Source organism: Bradyrhizobium sp. F1.13.3 (assembly GCF_040548265.1).
Taxonomy (GTDB): Bacteria; Pseudomonadota; Alphaproteobacteria; order Rhizobiales; family Xanthobacteraceae; genus Bradyrhizobium.
This window is the reverse complement of the sequence record NZ_JBEPRI010000006.1, coordinates 20,229-36,102: the sequence shown is the minus strand read 5'-3', so window position 1 is coordinate 36,102 and position 15,874 is coordinate 20,229. Positions and strand designations below refer to the sequence as shown.

The following is a 15,874-nucleotide window of genomic DNA, read 5'->3' as shown; positions in this document are numbered from 1 at the left end:
CCGAGTGCCTTGGCCTTCTGCAGCGCGGCGATACCTCCGGTGAGGTTTTCCTTAGGCGCGGGAAAATGCGGATTGTACAGCAGGCTCAGCGCAATGCCCTAATAGGCGATCGCGCATTCCGGATCGGCCTGCAGCGTCTCCTCGAAAATTTCCTTTGCGGGCCGGTACCAGAACGAGTGCTGATAACGCATCCCGCGATCGAAGCGGCGCTGCGCCACCTCGTTGCAGGAGGTCTGGAAGTGCACCTTGCCAAATTGCTCATCGGCCCCGTCCTCCGCGCGTGCGGCGGGCGTGCCGGAAATCGAGCTCAGGGTAGCGAGGGCGAGAAGAGAGACGGTTCTCAAGGCGAGCGCGCGCATCGGCCCCTCCGTTTTCTGTTCAGAATAAATCTGGTCAGATGGCGCCGATAAAACCGAGGGCGCCGAAGTTCGTACTGCTGAGAATTGGCAATGGCAATTGCGTTTTTGAAGGATTTCTCCATTCGCGATGCGAGTCAACAGGAAGCGGACGGATTCGCGTTAGGGAAGCACGCCTGTCAGGAGCCATCCGCCCGCCCGTCGTGCGAGTGGGCCACAAGGCAGCTCGCACGACGACCGGCCTTGCACCATCGTCCGTTACCCGCTCAATGCAGCGGATCGCCCTGGCCGAGCGCGTAGGCGACGAGGTCCTTCAGCGCGAAGCTGGAGCCGGTCACCGGCGTCCATTGCGGATCGAGCGACAGCACGGAGGAATTGTCTCCGAACATCATGCCGAGGAAGACCTCGGCGACGATGCGGCCGCCGACCGGCCCGAGCTGCGGGGTCTTGACGGTGGCGGGCCCACCGGTGGCGGGGATTGCCATGTCCGTCGCGTTTTGCCGCGCCTCGGCCAGGATGTAGGCCCACAGCGGGCAGTTGCCGGCGAACACGCCGTTCGCGATGGTCGCGATCTTGACTTGCGGATCGCCCGGTCCCGGCTCGTCGACGGCCTTGCCGATGATGATCTCGTCGTCGGTCAGCGGCGTCAGGTTCATCGCCCTGGCGACGGCCTGGCCCGACGGCAGTCCGAGCCGCCAGCTGCGCTCGAGATTGCGTAGCGCCAGCGACGCCGGATTAGAGGCGACTTCCGGCGGCAGCTTGCGCAGCGGGTCCACCAGCGAGGCATCGATGCGATAGGCGAACTGCAGCCGTCTCTTGTTGTCGGGATTGGTATCGTCGTCCTCGACGCCGTAGGGGCGGGTGTCGAGATCGATGAAGCGGCCCCAATCCATGGCGCGTCCCGGTCCCATCGCGCGGAAGCCGGTCAGTGCGTTGTGGTCGGGATTGTTGGGATCGGGGAAGATCTGCAGCAGCATGTTGGCGGCGTCGTTCAGCCGGTAGCCGGGGCGGATCATGGAGTGCCCGAGCCGATAGGCCGCGACCGAGAACTCGACCGGCATGAACGGATAGGTCTTCCAATGGTAGTAAGCGAGCTTGCTGCGGTCGTATTGACCTGCGGTCTTCAGCTCGTCCAGCACGCTGGCGTGGACAATGCGCGGCAGGAAGTCGTTCAGCACCACATACTGATAGTGGAATCGAACGCGCTGCTGCACGTCTTCGAACGACAGGCTGTCATTGTCGTCGACCATGCGGTTGTGAAAGCGCAGCATCAAGGCCTGGAATTGCGAGACGATGCTGTTCTCGTCGTTGCGGGGATCGCCGATCAGCGCGCGGCCCTTGAACCGCGGCAAATCGACTGCATCGGGCACGCCGGCGCCGGTGACCTTCTCGCCGAGGCGGAACTTGATGCCGTCATACATGTAGGGCTGGTCGTTCGGGCCGCGGCCGTAGAGATTGTCCATGTCGAGCGACGGTGTGCGGAAGTCGACGAGCCCGTCGGGATCCTGCTGCTTGGTCAGCGAGCTGACCGGATCGAAGGTGATGTCGTGGTCGATGAACTGGCCGAAATAAGTGTAGAGCGAGGGAATGCCGCTCTCTTCGGCGTCCGGCCCGTCCTTCGGTCCGTCGAAGCCGGCGACCATCTTGTCGGCGAGCGCCGACAGGTTTGCAACATTGTCGGAATCGTTCGGGCCGAATTTGGCCGGTGCGAGCTTGCGGAACATGCGGCCGAAGCGGCCTTGCGAAAGCGGCGAACGCGTTGCGTTCAGACCGCGCGGAACAATTGCGTGGCGGCTGCTCATTGAAACACCTTCCTGAAAAGTCGGATGAAACAGTTCGGGCTCAAGTTCCTCGCGCTGGAGTTTGCAGCCTAGGCGCGATCACGCCTGCCACGAGCGAGATGGATCACAATTGCCCGTCATCAAAATTTTCGGAAGGAGACGCCCGCCTGCAAGCCACGGCGGCGCATCGTGAATATTCTCCGTGGCGAAGACGGATAACATTCTCGTCATCGACGGACGCAGGCGGCTTCGCACAGTTTCAATTCGCCGAGGTATCGGCGACGCGGATCGTTTTCACGCAAAAATTGTGGCGGCGCGCGCGTCATGCGCGCACGCCGCGAATTCGTCAGTAGTCGCGCTGCTGCGAGAACGCGTAGCGCGGGTTGATGCCGCAATAAGACGACGTGCCGGACGCGCTGGCGAGGCACTGCTGATAGCTGGCGAACTGGCAATTGCCGGGGTAACCCCACGAGCGGCCCTGGATGCAATATCGATCGTTCGCAGGATGTGCCTGGGCGGCCGGGGCTGCTACGGCCATCAGGGCCGCGAGCGATGCGAGTGTGAGGATGGTGCGACGCATTTCAGTCTCCTTCGAGAGCGAGTGGATAGGAATGTCAGCGGGCCTGGCTCGTCTGTTGCAAAGTCATGCCTGTGTTGGTGTCGGCGAACGGCTTTTGCGTTCGCGACAAGGCACATCATGACGCAGCCTGCCGCCGGCAATGTGATCTCGGCCACAGTTCACGACGGGGTTCCGGCCTATCGTGAACGGACTTGCACGCGTCGATCCCGGAGAACTACGCTTGCCTTGTTCGGATCAGGAATTTTGGAGGTTCTAATGCAAAAATCATACTTGCTGGCTGCGACAGCAGCGCTGGCGCTTCTCATGCAGACACCGCTTGCGCTGGCACAGGGCGCACCAACCGCCGCAGGAACGGCGGCGCCTGCGGCGACAACCGCCGCGCCGGCAGCGACGACGACAGCGCCGGGCGCCACCAATGACGCTTCCAGCCAGCCGACCGACTCCAAGAAGAGTGCGTCGAAGAAGCCGGCGAAGAAGAAGATGACGCGGCAGCAGGAGATCGATCACTCGGTCGACAGCGGCACGGTGCCCGCGCGCTACCGCAGCTCGGTGCCGAAGCAGTACCAGCAATACGTTCCGTTCGATAAGCAGTGACGGATCCACGGCGGCGCGAAATGATCGGGCATCGCGCCGCCGGTGCCATCGCGAGACGGTCGTGAAACAGGATCTTGGCCGGGCGGAATCCGGCCATACATCCCCAGTGGCGGTCCGCGCGAGCGGTGCTAGAGTAGGTCGAAGCCTGGGGGGAGTTATGAGTGACGACGTGAGGGATGCTGGCCTTGTGGCCATGATCAGCAGCATCCTGGGAGGCAACAAGCGCGCCGCACAAAGTGTCGCGCCACCGCCGCTCATCGAGGTTCCGCCGCCGACTGCGCCCACGAACGGATTTTTTGAGCTGGTCGAGCCCGTCCCCGATACGCCGCCGGCCAAGCCCGAGAACAACTCAGAGAACGATTCCGAGAGCGCGCCCAATGCGGCGCCGGCTGCCGCGAAGCCGGTCGAGCCGCCGGCGAAGATCGCCACGACGCCTGATGGCAAGCAGTTGCTGCCTGCTGAAGCAATCGCGGATCTCGTCCTGGGCGAGCTGCGCAAGCTGGAGAATTTTCCGGCGACCGGCGCCTCCGTCACGGTCTACGGGTACAGGCACTGGAACGCGATGATCACCTTCGCGCCGTTCTCGGCCACGTTCCGGGATGCCACGCGGTTCCGCCAGGCCATGCCGGACATCGTCTTCAAGCTGCGCCGTTTCGTCGAACTTGAGATATGATCCGGGAGATCGCCAGCTTCGGCCCGCCGCAATTCCTCGCGGCGCGACGGTGCCGGCCGTGAGCCCGAACAGTTCGACAGGATTTTCGACTTGAGCGTTGCCTTTACCAAAGAAGAGAGCGCGGAAACCGCCGCCGAGACGCTGCTGCCGGATCGGCCGATCTCGCCGCATCCGAACCTCGTGACGGAAGCGGGCTTGCAGGCGCTGCAAAGACAGCTTCAGGACGCACGCGAGGCCTATGAAGCCGCGCAAGCCATCGAGGACGTCAACGAAAAGCGCCGGCAATCGGCGGTGCCCTTGCGTGACGCCCGCTATCTCACCGAACGGCTGCGCACGGCGCAGGTCGTTCCCGCCCCGGCCTCGACCGATATCGTGGCCTTCGGCAGCACGGTGACCTTCAGCCGCGCCGATGGCCGCGTGCAAACCTATCGCATCGTCGGCGAGGACGAAGCCGACCCCAAGGCCGGCTCGATCTCGTTCGTGGCGCCGGTGGCGAAGTCGTTGATGGGGAAGGCGGTCGGGGATGTCGTGGGGGCGGGTGCGCAGGAGATCGAGATTTTGTCGATTGGGTAGGGGACGTTTATCGATGGTTTCCGCTGTGTCCGCGCAACAAGGCGCGATAGCTGGATGAGGCGGTTTCTGTCGGGAGCATTGCCGTTCTACGCGCTGGCCGGATTGGCCATGTGCATGTACCTCGTCCTGTACAAGACTGATCTCTTCGACTTGAACGCCATCGTCCAGGATGCGACCGGTTCGTCGTGGTTTCTGGTCTTCATTTTCGTCTGCGTGCTGCTGGAGTCGGTCTTCCCGTATTTTGGCTATTTTCCCGGAACCGCTCTCATCCTGATGTCCGTGGCGCTCAATCCGAAGCCCGCGGACGTCTCCGTTTTCATCGTGGCGTGGCTGGCCATCATCGTGGGCGCCGTCCTGAGCTACGGGCAGGCTCGCTTTTTCCGACCGCTGTTGCAGCGGGTCGCCTCAAAGGCGGCGCTGAACCGGTGTGAGTCCTTGCTCGATGCCTACGGCCCTTACGCGCGAATTGCCCTGTTCGTTCATCCCAACGCCTGCGCGATGTATTTCACGGCACTCGGCCTCCTCGGCCGCAACCTGACGCGCGAACTCGCCTATCTCGGCGTGGGTGCAGCAGCTTCCGTGGGCGTTCTGTTCGTCGTCGTGAGCAGACTCGTGTCGTCCGTAGGCACCACCGACGACGGGGAATTGCAGCTGCTGCTGGCCGCAGCACTGGTCGCCATCGGGACCTTCGTCGGTCTGTACGCGGCCTGGCGGCCGGCGCGGGTTGCTTGACGCTTGAGATGGCGTGGGCGTCGATCGGCGCGGTCTCACCCCTTGCTCCGTCATTGCGAGCGCAGCGAAGCAATCCAGTCTGTCTCCGCGGAAAGACTCTGGATTGCTTCGCTGCGCTCGCAATGACGACGTGACATCATGCGCAAAGCAAAGAGCTAGTGCCCCAAGGGCGATGACCAATACTTCCCGCTCAGGCCACCGCGACGATGCCATCATGCCGGTGTTTTGCCCGGCGAGTCAAATCCGATTTCGGAAAAATAGCATAGTGGTAACCCCTTGATCCGACTGAGGTCGGCTACTGTGCATGGGGTTGTTTTCGACATTTTTGATTGAGGCGGTCCCGACACATCGCCAGGCGTCGGCGATGGGTCCGCGATCAGCAGGGTTCAGGAAGGTGAATGGTGGGCGCACAAGGGATCGAACCTTGGACCTCTCCCGTGTGAACCACAATTCGTAGTCCCTAGCCAACCCGAGACAGCCATAGTAAAAAGTAGATAAGTCTCTGCATTGTACGGGATTTTGCCATATGCGGCCATAACAGGCCACAACTGACCAAGCTACATTTTGTATGCCCCCGCTGTGCCCCCGTGCCATCTTCCCTTGGGGCACACAAATCGGGGAGGGTCTGTGCCCCTCTGTTCTTCAAGGGCCGTCCTTCCACGCTGGTGTGCCCCGAGGCGGAAAAAGCGAAGGAAAGTCAATGATCACTTTCCCTTCGCTTCGATGGTCCCGGCGGCTGCGGGGCACACCGCGACTGGGAGCACAGGGACCATGCCGGAGCCGACCAACCAGCTGACACTTACCGATGCCGTGATTCGCAACGCGACGTTGCCGCCAAGTAAGGCGCAGCATTATCTCCACGACGACAAGTTGCCCGGCCTCGCGCTGCGCATGCGCGCGACCGGTGGCCGGACATGGGTCTATCTTTTCACCAAACCGGGGGTGAGGGGAACCCAGCGCAAGACCCTAGGCGCCTGGCCCAAATATAATGAGAAGGCAGCGCGCAAGGCCGCCACCATCGCCGCGGGCGAGGTCTTCAAGGGCGTGGATCCGAACGACGCCAAGCGCGAGGCGAGGCGGCAACAGGCAACCGAGAAGCAGCGCACCACGCTAACCACCCTCATTGTTGAAGATGGTCCCTACCAGGGGTCCTTGACCGGACGCCAAGTCGTCAACTGGAAGCCAGCACTGTCGGCGCTGCGGCGCGGGCTCAAGGAACACTCCGAGAGCGCCGTCGGAGACCTGACGCGGCGACAGATCATGGCGGCCGTCGACAAGATTGCCAAGACCGGCAAGCGTGGGGCGGCCAAGGACCTGCGCAAGCACACCCACACTTTCCTCGAATGGTGCGTCGGCGAGGGTTATCTCGACCACAATGTGCTCGCTGGTTATCGCGAGCCGAAGGAAACCCGGGCGCAGCGGATCTTGCGCCGCACCAAAGGACGCGCGCTGAGCGATGACGAGATCATCAAGGTCTGGCAGGCATCCGGCAAGCTCGGGACTTTCGGGCTTCTGGTACGGATGTGTCTACTAGGCGGCCCGCGCCGCAGCGAGCCAACCATGATCGAGTGGTCGAAGCACGTCATGGACGACCGCATCACCTTCGATGCCACATGGACCAAGATGGGCCTGCACCACGACCTGCCGCGCACCCATCTCGTTGACGAGGTGCTCGCGGCCGCGAAATATTTCCAGCGGGCAACTTCCGACTATGTCTTCCCGTCACCAAAGACCGGCGGCCTAATGTCCGGCTTCACCAAGATGGTCAACCGTTTGGTCAAGGAAGCGAGCGTCGCCAAGTTCACCATGCATGACTTAAGGCGCAGCTTGCGCACCATCATGTCGCGCTGTGGCTACGACAACGAAATCCAGCGGCTGTGTGTTGGGCAAAAGCCTAGCGGAATCGATCAGGTCTACAATCACGACGAACAGTGGATCATCCGCAAGATGGCATTTGAAGCGGCTCACGACTACATTGCGCAGTTGGTCGGCGCGAAAAGGGTCGGGAAAATCGTGCGCCTGCAGCGGACGAATCCGCTTGACCCGATCAAGGCCGAACTCCTCGGGCGTCTGCGTGAGCATTATGCGGCTGAGGGATCTTAGTGGTTTTGTCGTCACTTGGCCAGATAGTCACGCACTGAATCGACACGATAGAGGGGCCGGCCATCGACGTAGCGCCATTTGAGCGGGTGGTTCGGATTGCGCCGCCACTGCTCCAGCGCTCCGGGCGTGCGGCGGATAACCGCCGCCGCCTCTAATGCCGTTAAATTAGAGCTGCCCGGCAACGTTTCGATATCGAACGTCGCCGGCGGCGGCATGCCACGGTTCTTACGATGGCGCTTCGTAGCAGGCGGCATTTTCCGACTGCTTGGCGACCCTAACGTCTCGATCCGACTCTTTTCGTCCTTGCCGCTCATGCCTCGGTCCCGAACCACGATCGGTCTGAGGCGATAAGATCGGAGGCTGCTCTGGCAAGAAAGAAATCAAGTGCGCAGGTATGGCTGCCGGGTTGGTGTGGCGTACAAAAAGGACGAACCGTTTCGATTCATTTGGGACGTGCCCGGCGGCCCTTTTCGCTTCATTCCGGCCTTCGAGCCTCATAACCTGAAGATCATAGGTTCAAATCCTATCCCCGCAACCAGTATACCCCTAGACTCTAGGGGATCGGCCACCGCCCTCTCAGAAATTCTGAGCAGGGCGGCCAGCTGGCCGTAAATCTCGATCTCCACCAGTTTGTATGCTCCGCGTCTCCATCTACGTCGCCATCCACACGGATGCGGTGCCCGCTACCAAGATCTATCTCGATGATGCCCAGGCTCTTCCGTCGACGCGCCGGCCTCGTCGTCAATGGCGCACGGCCAACTCCCGCAGCGGCACAGATGGCCCAATCTCGACCGGCACGAACGGCGCTATACTCGCTTCGCCGTTCTTGCAAAGCTCTTAGCGCCAGCTGAACAGCTGGCTTACATGAAGGCCAGCCATGCGAGCCATCTCGGAAACACTGGCTCCGGCTCGAGCGATGCTGCAACAAGCCGTTCCTTCTCGTTCGGTGACCACCGGCGCCGCCGCTCGATCGATGTGATAACTTCCGCCCGCGAAATCGTCATAGCGCTTCTCCTAAGGAGTTGGTGTCGTGTCTTGTCGGCTCGTCGGACCCATCATGAGGTATGAGTCAGCCGATGCATCGGCCGGACAAAACTGCATGCGCATGTACTACCCAGGTGGCCGCTTTCGCAGGGGGACTTTTCGCCGGCAATCCCGCAGCCGTTCTCGTTCCTTGACGGATGGCGAAGCTGCTCATTGCTTGTCGGCTGTGGCGAGGCGTTGATATCGAAGCCCGCCTGTAGGGGCAGGCCGGCATGGAACAGCGAGCGACGGTTGAGCGGGCGAGTTGTCGCGGCGGTTCGCGTTTACGAACCGCCTCGCTGCTCATCAATCATAGACGCGTCGTCGACACCCGGCGCATGCGGGAGTTGGCACAGCCCTTGGCGGGTGATCTTCCTCCCTTCGCCTTCATTCAGACCCCGCAGCCATCGGTCCGGCCCCACCCAAGAGCTTCACGTTGAGGCGGCCGCCGGCGAACAGCATGTCTTCGAGCGCTTCCTCGATGTCAGCTGTGGTCACTGAGTTTCCGCCGTCACGAGCGATGCATGATTGCGCAATGCGTCGCATCAGCTCCTTAATGAAAGCGGCGCTGACGCCCTCAGTGCGGCGCACCGTCTCGGCTACGATCTGCGCCTCAAGCGGTAGGCCCGTGCCGTAAAGTCGGATCAGCTTGTCGCGCCCGGTCGTATCAGGCAGCGGCATCTCGATCGCCTGGTCGATGCGGCCGGGGCGACCGGCCAGGGCGCCCTCGAGTTGCTCGGGGCGGTTGGTGGTGAGCACGAAGAGGATGTCAGCGTCTTCCTTCAAGCCGTCCATTTCATTCAGAAGTTTGTTCAGCGCGACCTCCTCACATGTTGTCAAGTCGTCGCGCTTGCTGGCGATCAGATCGACATCCTCGATCACCACCATGGTAGGCTGCAGCAGGCGCGCGAGCGCCATATAGGCGCTCAGCTGACCGACCTCTTCGGCGGTGATTATTAGCGTAGTGTGTCCCGGTAGGTTGGTGGCGAGATAGCGGATGGTGTGGGTCTTACCGGTGCCGGGCGGGCCATAGAGCAGGATGCCCTTGCGGGTCGACTGGCCGAATCGGCGGAGTGCGTCACGCGTGGCGACAAAACTCAACACGTTGCGATCGAGCAATTTGATAGCCTGTTCCCGCAGGATCACGTCCTCGCGCCTAACTGGTGCCAGTCGATGCACCATGATGCCTCTTGAGCGGCCGCTGTAATTCGCAGCTTTCTCGAATGAGAGAATCTTGCCGCGATAAGAACGTGCCGCGTGTACCGCCCGTTCCAGTTCGTCAAAGCTCCGCTGAACAAAGGCTTCGCCGCCAGTCCCCGCAGGGGCAACGATTTCAATCCGGATCCTCGGCTCTTGGTCGAACTCGAATTCAGTAGAGAGCACGACGGCAAAGAAAAATTCGCTCGCTCGGCAGAGCCACAGTCCATTGTACAGGCATTTGACCGGCGCCGTCTCGCCAGTATCGACCTGGTGATATTGCGGCGGCACCAGCGAAATCGCATTCTGTCCACGCTTTTTCATCCGAGCGAATGAAAGCGTCTCGTACCTATGTTCTGCATAGGCGCCGAAGAAGCGGACAGGATCGGCGAATAGTTTATCGACCGCGACCTGAACATCGGCCTGCATGTGGCCCGGGAATTGCCTCACAGTAGTGGCGAGTTCGCTCGGCGGTATATTGGTGAAGTGCCACTCAAGGGCTTCGTAGGCATATTCGAATTGCACGTCGGACAGGTCGGGGCTGTCCGCTTCGTCCGCGGCTTCGTCCGTGATCAGCAGGGGACATCCTTCAGCTCGGATGCGCTCTTGCGCCGCCTCGAGGAGCGCCTTTGCGACTGAGGGTGGATAGCGTCCGCAGACGGCCTTGCCATGCTGCAAGACGAGTTTGGCGAGCGCAATGGCATCCCGCTCTTGTTTGTCGAATACCTCGCGCAGCAGCCGTACCACGAGACCGAGGGTCGTCTTGCCGTCATTGTGCAAAAGAAGCTGAATGGGCGCCCCGCCTGCGCAGATCTTGTCCACAAAGACCCCCGGTGCGTGTTCTAGTTGTTCGGCAGTGTTCGCCATGTGGTTCCAATCTAAGCTCATCACCGGACACTTCGACCGGCTTAGACACGTTATGCAAATTGCTTGCCGCCGCGTTCCTTACGCTTCATCGGCGGAATACATAAAGAAGACACGCAAGGCCGCCGCAATCCCTCGAAGACCTTTGTCAGCAACCCTACACGCGCCGCAAAGCCAACAGGCGCGATCTCGGACAATGTCAAGCTCGGGCGCGCTGGCATGCGACTTGCCAATTCCTATCCAAACGACCCAGGCAAAAAGGATAGCCATGATCAATCTGACGGATAGCGCAGTGAATGCGCTCAAGAGCGTGATCTCGGGTTCGGCGCAGCCGACGAGCGGCCTGCGCATCGAGACCGGTGGCTGCGACGGGTTCAAATACCGGATGAGCCTGGCCGACGAGGCTAAGCCTGACGACACCGTGACAGAGCGCGACGGCGTCAAGGTGTTCGTCGTCGACAATAAGAGCCCGCCATAAACAACTGAGTCACAGTTGCCACAGATCGCGAGGATTGTTTGCGCAGGATTCACAATGATGAGTCGCGCGACGTAGCGTCGTGGGATGATTCGAGCCGCTCAGGCGCGCACCGCGCGGAAGCGCTATCAGGAGATGGCCCCTGTTCTGAATGAACAGAGCCTCCGGCGCTTTGTCGCCCCTGGGGGCGAAAGCGCTGGGATGTCAATCGGCTTGCAAAAATTTGCAAACGATGACGTAATTGCGGTCGGCGCCCGCGGCTCGAAATGTCCGCTATCTTCAAGCCTTCCCGCAATCCCGCGAATCGGAGGGGCTATGAAGCAGTATGTTGGGTTGGATGCTCGCAAAAAGAAACATCAGTGTGTGTGGTCGACGAAGTGGGTCAGGTCATGTTCGAGGGAAAGGCCAAGTCCGACCCGGGGGCGCTGAGGGCACTGCTTCGCAAGCGAGCGCCACAGGCGGAGCGCATCGGATTGAGACCGGGGCGATGGCGAGTTGGCTATGGCATGAACTTCGTAGGGTTGATCTTCCGGTGGTCTGCATCGACGCGCGTCATGCCCACGCGGCTTTGTCCGTACGCATGAACAAGAGCGATCAGAATGATGCTCGAGGTTTGGCCGAACTGGTGCGGGTCGGCTGGTACCGAGAAGTCAAAGTCAAGAGCGAGGAAAGTCAGAAGATACGCGCGATACTCGTCGCGAGATCTCGGCTCGTGGCCATTCGTCGAGATATCGAGAACCAAGTCCGCAGTTTAATCAAAGAATACGGCTTGCTCTTTCCCACGCGCGATCGGACTGCAGTTCCGCAATCAGGTCTGCGAGCTATTGGGCGAAGATCATCAGCTCCTCGGTGTGATCGCGCCGCTTCTGTCGATCCATGAGCAGATCTGCAAGCAGCAAAGCAAGTTCGACGACGAAGTCCGCCAGTTGGCGAAGTCGGATGAGACAACGCGCCGCCTGATGACGGTTCTTGGTGTCGGCGTGGTGACCGCCTTGACCTTCCGCCATACGATCGACGACCCATCGCGCTTCCGATCGGCATCCAGCGTCGGCGCCTATCTGGGTCTTACGCCTCGACGCAACCAGTCTGGCGAAACTGATATCAATGGCAAGATATCACGATGGGGCGACCGTCTTCTTCGAACTTACCTGTACGAGGCGGCGACCGTCCTGCTTTATAGAACGAAGAAATGGTCCTCTCTCAAGGCTTGGGGCATGAAGCTCGCCAAGCGGATGGGCATGCGAAAGGCAAAGGTCGCCATCGCGCGTAAAATCGCCATCGTTCTTCACTGTATCTGGGTCGACGGCAGATCGTTCGACTGGGGCCAGGCGAAGGAAGCCTGATCCGATCTTGTAAAGTTCCTGGTCCGGTCTGCCGGACTGGCGATGTCCCGCTGGGACGGTGTTGTGGCACCTCGGTCAATCGGCTGGTGGCGGCTCGTCCGCATTCCGCTGCAAACGTTGAGGCGCCCCGACCCGGAATCATCGTGAGGCGCTGCGCGACCTCGGAAAGGACCATGATCCCAGCGAAGACATCAACCAGCTCCGCGATCCAGTGCCTGGCCGGCAAAGCACGTATCAGCCGCGCCCGCTCCGTCTCCGCAATCCGGACCAGCTCCGACGGCGCGAGCGCTACCACCGTGCCGTGGGCGAGTTAGAAATGTAAGCTTGACAACAAACCGCAATTAAAGGGCCGATTGACAACGGATGCCCAGGGCACGCGTAGGCAGGCGAGGCAAGGGCTTTGTCTGACCGGAGATCATGATCAGTGAGCGCCCTGCTGAAGCTGCCGATCGAGCAGTCCGGGACATTGGGAGGGAGACCTCATCCTCGGTGTTGGCAGCTCAGCAATCGGCATGCTAGTCGAGCGTACGACGCGCTTCACGATGCTATTGCACCTTCCCCGGTTGGCGGGGTATGGCGAAGCTCCGCGCGTGAAAAACGGACCTGCGCTCGCGGGACGCGGGACGCGGGGCCGAAGCCGTGCGCGACGCTATCACGCGCACCGTCGTCACTTTGCCCGAAGAGCTGCGTCGCTCGCTAACCTGGGATCAGGGAGCCGAAATGGCTCAGCACGATCGTCTCAAGATCGATGCGGGTATCCCGCCGTAACGGTTCGGCCGTCATCGGCTGCCTCGGCGAATCCTCTGAGCAGCAAAAATGCATCCGATCAAGCCGCCGCCGCGCCCGCCAGGGCAAGCGAGTCGGTATTGGCTCCGCCGATTGTGTCTGCAGTGCCGAGAAGCGACGCATGATCTTCTTCTACAGGTCCTCTCAATTCACGGGCTCTCTTTTGTCCCGTTCTTGGTCTTTTTGATCATGCCGCGCCGGCTCTTGAAGGTCCGGTGTTAGAAGCGAAGCGAACGTTAGTTAGGATTCCGATTCCGTTGTAAATATATGACACCATTGGTAAGTCCCGGCAGGACTGCGACCCAACGGTCATGAGCCCCGGAAAGTATCTTCGTTCGCCTGGTAAAATCGCTTATTTTGAGGGCTTCCCCGGTCTTCACAGTTCCAGTTTGCGCGTTACAGTTGCATCATCTCGTCGACTACATTTATAGCTTCTTTTTCCAACATTCGCCGTTGATTCGGGGTTGACAGGATATAAGGAATTCCCTATACGTTTGTTTCATTCGAGGATCCCGGATTGGGAGACGCGGCTGATGAGTTGGAGCAGCTTGGGCACGATTTCGCTGGCGAGATCCTGCTCTACCTGCAGAAAGTCCACAGCGGATCGGTGGATAGCAGGGATCTGTTGCCCTTCTATACGTATAGGGGCGTGGAGATGTTCCATGCTTCCGCGGCGGCTAAGTTTGCGATCTTTGCTGTCGAAATTGATGATGACGGCGATGTGACGGTAACGCTAATGCTCGCAGCTGAGCATGGCGTGCCGATGTACGCTGGAGGGTCTTCCTGGAATGGCGGCGATTATAACGCTTTGAAGACCGGAATACTGAATGCGCGAGCTTCAGTTTGGTTCGTATGAAGAGTGGAGGCTGCAATGGTCAAACTCAAAGTCGACAAAAGTCACAAACGTAGAGTGCGAGCCGTTGCTGAGGTTAGCAGTAACGGGCGTGGTCGTTCGCTTGCTGATCTGGTCGAAAGAATCGAAAGAGCTGATGCAAGCCTTGCAGCTGAAAAGGAACTGTCGAGTGCGGCAATGCGTGCTGGCGAACTAGTTCGGGCCATGCGCAAGGATGCCAGATTCTCTCAGTCACAATTGGCGGATAAGTTGGGTATTAGCCAGGCTCGAATTAGCGAAATCGAATCGGGAGTCGGGACCCAGGGGCCAACTTGGGATCTGATGGAACGAATTTCGGTTGCATGCGGCAAGACGCTTGGCGTTGCTGCCTCTAGCGATGACCTAGAACTCGCGGCACACATGCCAATGGCTGTGTAGTCTGATCCGTCGATGAGAGCCTGAGATACATGGCGTACTCTTGGTGGGACGCTCTCAAAGACGTGCTCGGCGCCGCGAGTCCTGTATGTATCGCCGTGCCGTGGTTCAGAGATTTTTGGCTGCGCGCTCGCAGATCGAAACTCGAGCGAGTCGAGGCAACAGGACGGCTTGGCAGGCTGAAGGCGTCTGTTGAAGGTTCAATCCGTCAGAAAATTGAATCCCCCAAGCTGGCCGACATAGTGTGGACCACACTTGGGCTAGTGCTAATGTTCATAAGCTTCTTGATTGCCATTATTCGAGGCCTCGCTGATCTCTGGGGCGGAACTTAATGCAGCGTTCCCAATGAAGCGGGCGTTCAGAACACTGGTCGGCATCTGCGCGCGGTAGTTGTTGCGGCATGTTTCTCACCAAAGCCAGAACTGCACTAAGCCGATGATAGATCCGTGGGCCAGGCTGACGCGAACCTGCAACCAGAAGGCCGCGTGGTGTAGATCGCCAATCAGATGCGCCAGGAAGAATACCGTTTCAGCTTTGGTAGCGACATTGAAGGCCGACGGGGAGGGGCGGTTTAACAGCACGGCGACCGCAGCATTATTTGCGGCTACGATGTCATGCTCGTTGGTGCCTTGATAGTTACGATCGAAACGGCCGCGCTGGATCGCGACGTCATCAAAATGATAGGTGGTTGTGACATCCCATCTCTTCATCAAGTCATGACCGTGATCGTTGCGGTGCGTCGTATAGCTGCACTGCACGAAATTCCGCGAAACGTACGCTTCCATCAGGCCATGATGGTCCGCGAAGGCTTTGCAAGCGCCTCAAACGCGTCCTCGACAATGTATTTAAAACTAATGTCCGCCTGTTTGTGGATTTGTGGACGCTCTTCACGCAATCTAGCCAGGGCCTGCCGTCCGCAGGTCAGCGCCCAAGATCGAGGCGACCTGAGCTTTGGCGTTAGTCAGCAGCATCGCGTCCGCAATAGTGCCCACGATCTGGTGGCCTTCGGCATTCCAGGCCTGCGCCGTAACGTAGCTGTCAGCAACTACCGCTCCGATCTTTCTTCGGTTGGCTGCCCAGATGGCCTCGAAGTAACACCCCACGACCCCGGGGGCGAACGCAAGGTCTGTCCAAGGAGCTGGGCAAATCCCGAGGATGGCCAGCATGCCCGGCTTTGCGGTCTGCCGCATGCATAAGACCGTTTATGGCTCCTGTGCATGTGCACATGAGACCAACAGGTCAAAAAAATGGCCGGGGCTTTCGATCCGCCGTTTGAACGATAGATCAGTATTTGAGAAGAATCGGACCGCCGAACTTATAGTTGAGCCGCGCAGTCATAACATCGAAATCCTGGCGGATGCGATCGCCGCCCAGTGAACCACCAGCAACGGTGAAGTTCACGTCGGCATCCCGCATAAACAAGTGGTCGTATTCGACGCTCACCGACCAATTCGGCGCGAAGCCGAATAGAGGCGCCGATCGCCAGCGAAGCGGTACGTCGTATCGAAATGCTCTTCGAGAGTAAGC

13 protein-coding genes and 4 pseudogenes are annotated in these 15,874 nt (G+C 60.1%); 10 read left to right on the top strand and 7 right to left on the bottom strand.

Features of this window, described 5'->3' with window-relative positions; translation table 11 throughout:
- Positions 1-98: 98 nt before the first annotated feature.
- From ABIB66_RS17595 to ABIB66_RS17585, 3 genes are all read right to left on the bottom strand, one after another.
- Positions 99-359, bottom strand: a complete 261-nt coding sequence (locus ABIB66_RS17595) for a hypothetical protein (protein WP_354207956.1) — start codon at positions 357-359, stop codon at positions 99-101.
- A 263-nt stretch (positions 360-622) separates the two neighbouring features.
- A complete protein-coding gene (locus ABIB66_RS17590) occupies positions 623-2,158 on the bottom strand; it encodes a peroxidase family protein (RefSeq protein WP_275174632.1) in 1,536 nt (511 codons plus the stop codon).
- A gap of 325 nt (positions 2,159-2,483) precedes the next feature.
- Positions 2,484-2,717 carry a DUF3551 domain-containing protein gene (locus ABIB66_RS17585; RefSeq protein WP_275174633.1) on the bottom strand — a complete coding sequence of 78 codons (234 nt, stop codon included), beginning with the start codon at positions 2,715-2,717 and terminating at the stop codon, positions 2,484-2,486.
- 255 nt (positions 2,718-2,972) lie between these two features.
- On the opposite strand from ABIB66_RS17585, the gene ABIB66_RS17580 reads away from it, so the two are divergent.
- The 5 genes from ABIB66_RS17580 to ABIB66_RS17560 all read left to right on the top strand — a co-directional run bounded on the left by ABIB66_RS17580 (position 2,973) and on the right by ABIB66_RS17560 (position 7,392).
- The gene (locus tag ABIB66_RS17580; protein ID WP_354207953.1) at positions 2,973-3,311 is read left to right on the top strand and encodes a hypothetical protein; all 339 of its coding nucleotides are present in this window, start codon (positions 2,973-2,975) and stop codon (positions 3,309-3,311) included.
- Between the two features lie 157 nt (positions 3,312-3,468).
- Positions 3,469-3,984 (top strand): hypothetical protein, encoded by a 516-nt coding sequence (locus ABIB66_RS17575; RefSeq protein WP_354207951.1) that lies wholly within the window; start codon positions 3,469-3,471, stop codon positions 3,982-3,984.
- Between the two features lie 90 nt (positions 3,985-4,074).
- Positions 4,075-4,557 carry a transcription elongation factor GreA gene (gene greA, locus ABIB66_RS17570; protein WP_275174635.1) on the top strand — a complete coding sequence of 161 codons (483 nt, stop codon included), beginning with the start codon at positions 4,075-4,077 and terminating at the stop codon, positions 4,555-4,557.
- 54 nt (positions 4,558-4,611) lie between these two features.
- Positions 4,612-5,289, top strand: a complete 678-nt coding sequence (locus ABIB66_RS17565; protein WP_354061850.1) for a hypothetical protein — start codon at positions 4,612-4,614, stop codon at positions 5,287-5,289.
- Between the two features lie 771 nt (positions 5,290-6,060).
- Positions 6,061-7,392, top strand: coding sequence for a tyrosine-type recombinase/integrase (locus ABIB66_RS17560; RefSeq protein ID WP_354207948.1), 1,332 nt, complete (start codon positions 6,061-6,063; stop codon positions 7,390-7,392).
- An 11-nt stretch (positions 7,393-7,403) separates the two neighbouring features.
- On the opposite strand, the gene ABIB66_RS17555 is transcribed toward ABIB66_RS17560, so the two are convergent.
- Complete coding sequence (locus tag ABIB66_RS17555; RefSeq protein ID WP_275174642.1) at positions 7,404-7,706, bottom strand: hypothetical protein; 303 nt, start codon at positions 7,704-7,706, stop codon at positions 7,404-7,406.
- Positions 7,707-8,802: 1,096 nt separating this feature from the next.
- Positions 8,803-10,479, bottom strand: coding sequence for an ATP-dependent Clp protease adaptor ClpS (locus ABIB66_RS17550; protein WP_354255089.1), 1,677 nt, complete (start codon positions 10,477-10,479; stop codon positions 8,803-8,805).
- Positions 10,480-10,744: 265 nt separating this feature from the next.
- On the opposite strand from ABIB66_RS17550, the pseudogene ABIB66_RS17545 reads away from it, so the two are divergent.
- The 5 genes and pseudogenes from ABIB66_RS17545 to ABIB66_RS17520 form a co-directional block, all read left to right on the top strand.
- Positions 10,745-10,945, top strand: a pseudogene (locus ABIB66_RS17545) (HesB/IscA family protein); the annotation flags it as partial.
- A 321-nt stretch (positions 10,946-11,266) separates the two neighbouring features.
- Positions 11,267-12,294 (top strand): annotated as a pseudogene (locus ABIB66_RS43570) (IS110 family RNA-guided transposase).
- A 408-nt stretch (positions 12,295-12,702) separates the two neighbouring features.
- Positions 12,703-13,053 (top strand): annotated as a pseudogene (locus ABIB66_RS17530) (transposase); the annotation flags it as partial.
- A gap of 544 nt (positions 13,054-13,597) precedes the next feature.
- Positions 13,598-13,936, top strand: coding sequence for a hypothetical protein (locus ABIB66_RS17525; protein WP_275174646.1), 339 nt, complete (start codon positions 13,598-13,600; stop codon positions 13,934-13,936).
- A gap of 15 nt (positions 13,937-13,951) precedes the next feature.
- Positions 13,952-14,350, top strand: a complete 399-nt coding sequence (locus ABIB66_RS17520) for a helix-turn-helix domain-containing protein (protein ID WP_354211544.1) — start codon at positions 13,952-13,954, stop codon at positions 14,348-14,350.
- 404 nt (positions 14,351-14,754) lie between these two features.
- On the opposite strand, the gene ABIB66_RS17515 is transcribed toward ABIB66_RS17520, so the two are convergent.
- Positions 14,755-15,132: a hypothetical protein gene (locus ABIB66_RS17515; protein ID WP_275174648.1), complete on the bottom strand. Its 378-nt coding sequence runs from the start codon at positions 15,130-15,132 to the stop codon at positions 14,755-14,757.
- 499 nt (positions 15,133-15,631) lie between these two features.
- A pseudogene (locus ABIB66_RS17510) lies at positions 15,632-15,814 on the bottom strand (outer membrane protein); the annotation flags it as partial.
- Positions 15,815-15,874 lie beyond the last annotated feature (60 nt).

What these genes read in the sequence shown, in the direction of transcription:
- ABIB66_RS17555 (WP_275174642.1), bottom strand. Translation starts at nt 7,706, where the DNA reads ATGAGCGGCAAGGACGAAAAGAGTCGGATCGAGACGTTAGGGTCGCCA.
- ABIB66_RS17560 (WP_354207948.1), top strand. Translation starts at nt 6,061, where the DNA reads ATGCCGGAGCCGACCAACCAGCTGACACTTACCGATGCCGTGATTCGC.
- ABIB66_RS17565 (WP_354061850.1), top strand. Translation starts at nt 4,612, where the DNA reads ATGAGGCGGTTTCTGTCGGGAGCATTGCCGTTCTACGCGCTGGCCGGA.
- ABIB66_RS17520 (WP_354211544.1), top strand. Translation starts at nt 13,952, where the DNA reads ATGGTCAAACTCAAAGTCGACAAAAGTCACAAACGTAGAGTGCGAGCC.
- ABIB66_RS17515 (WP_275174648.1), bottom strand. Translation starts at nt 15,132, where the DNA reads ATGGAAGCGTACGTTTCGCGGAATTTCGTGCAGTGCAGCTATACGACG.
- ABIB66_RS17580 (WP_354207953.1), top strand. Translation starts at nt 2,973, where the DNA reads ATGCAAAAATCATACTTGCTGGCTGCGACAGCAGCGCTGGCGCTTCTC.
- ABIB66_RS17595 (WP_354207956.1), bottom strand. Translation starts at nt 359, where the DNA reads ATGCGCGCGCTCGCCTTGAGAACCGTCTCTCTTCTCGCCCTCGCTACC.
- ABIB66_RS17585 (WP_275174633.1), bottom strand. Translation starts at nt 2,717, where the DNA reads ATGCGTCGCACCATCCTCACACTCGCATCGCTCGCGGCCCTGATGGCC.
- ABIB66_RS17550 (WP_354255089.1), bottom strand. Translation starts at nt 10,479, where the DNA reads ATGGCGAACACTGCCGAACAACTAGAACACGCACCGGGGGTCTTTGTG.
- ABIB66_RS17575 (WP_354207951.1), top strand. Translation starts at nt 3,469, where the DNA reads ATGAGTGACGACGTGAGGGATGCTGGCCTTGTGGCCATGATCAGCAGC.
- ABIB66_RS17590 (WP_275174632.1), bottom strand. Translation starts at nt 2,158, where the DNA reads ATGAGCAGCCGCCACGCAATTGTTCCGCGCGGTCTGAACGCAACGCGT.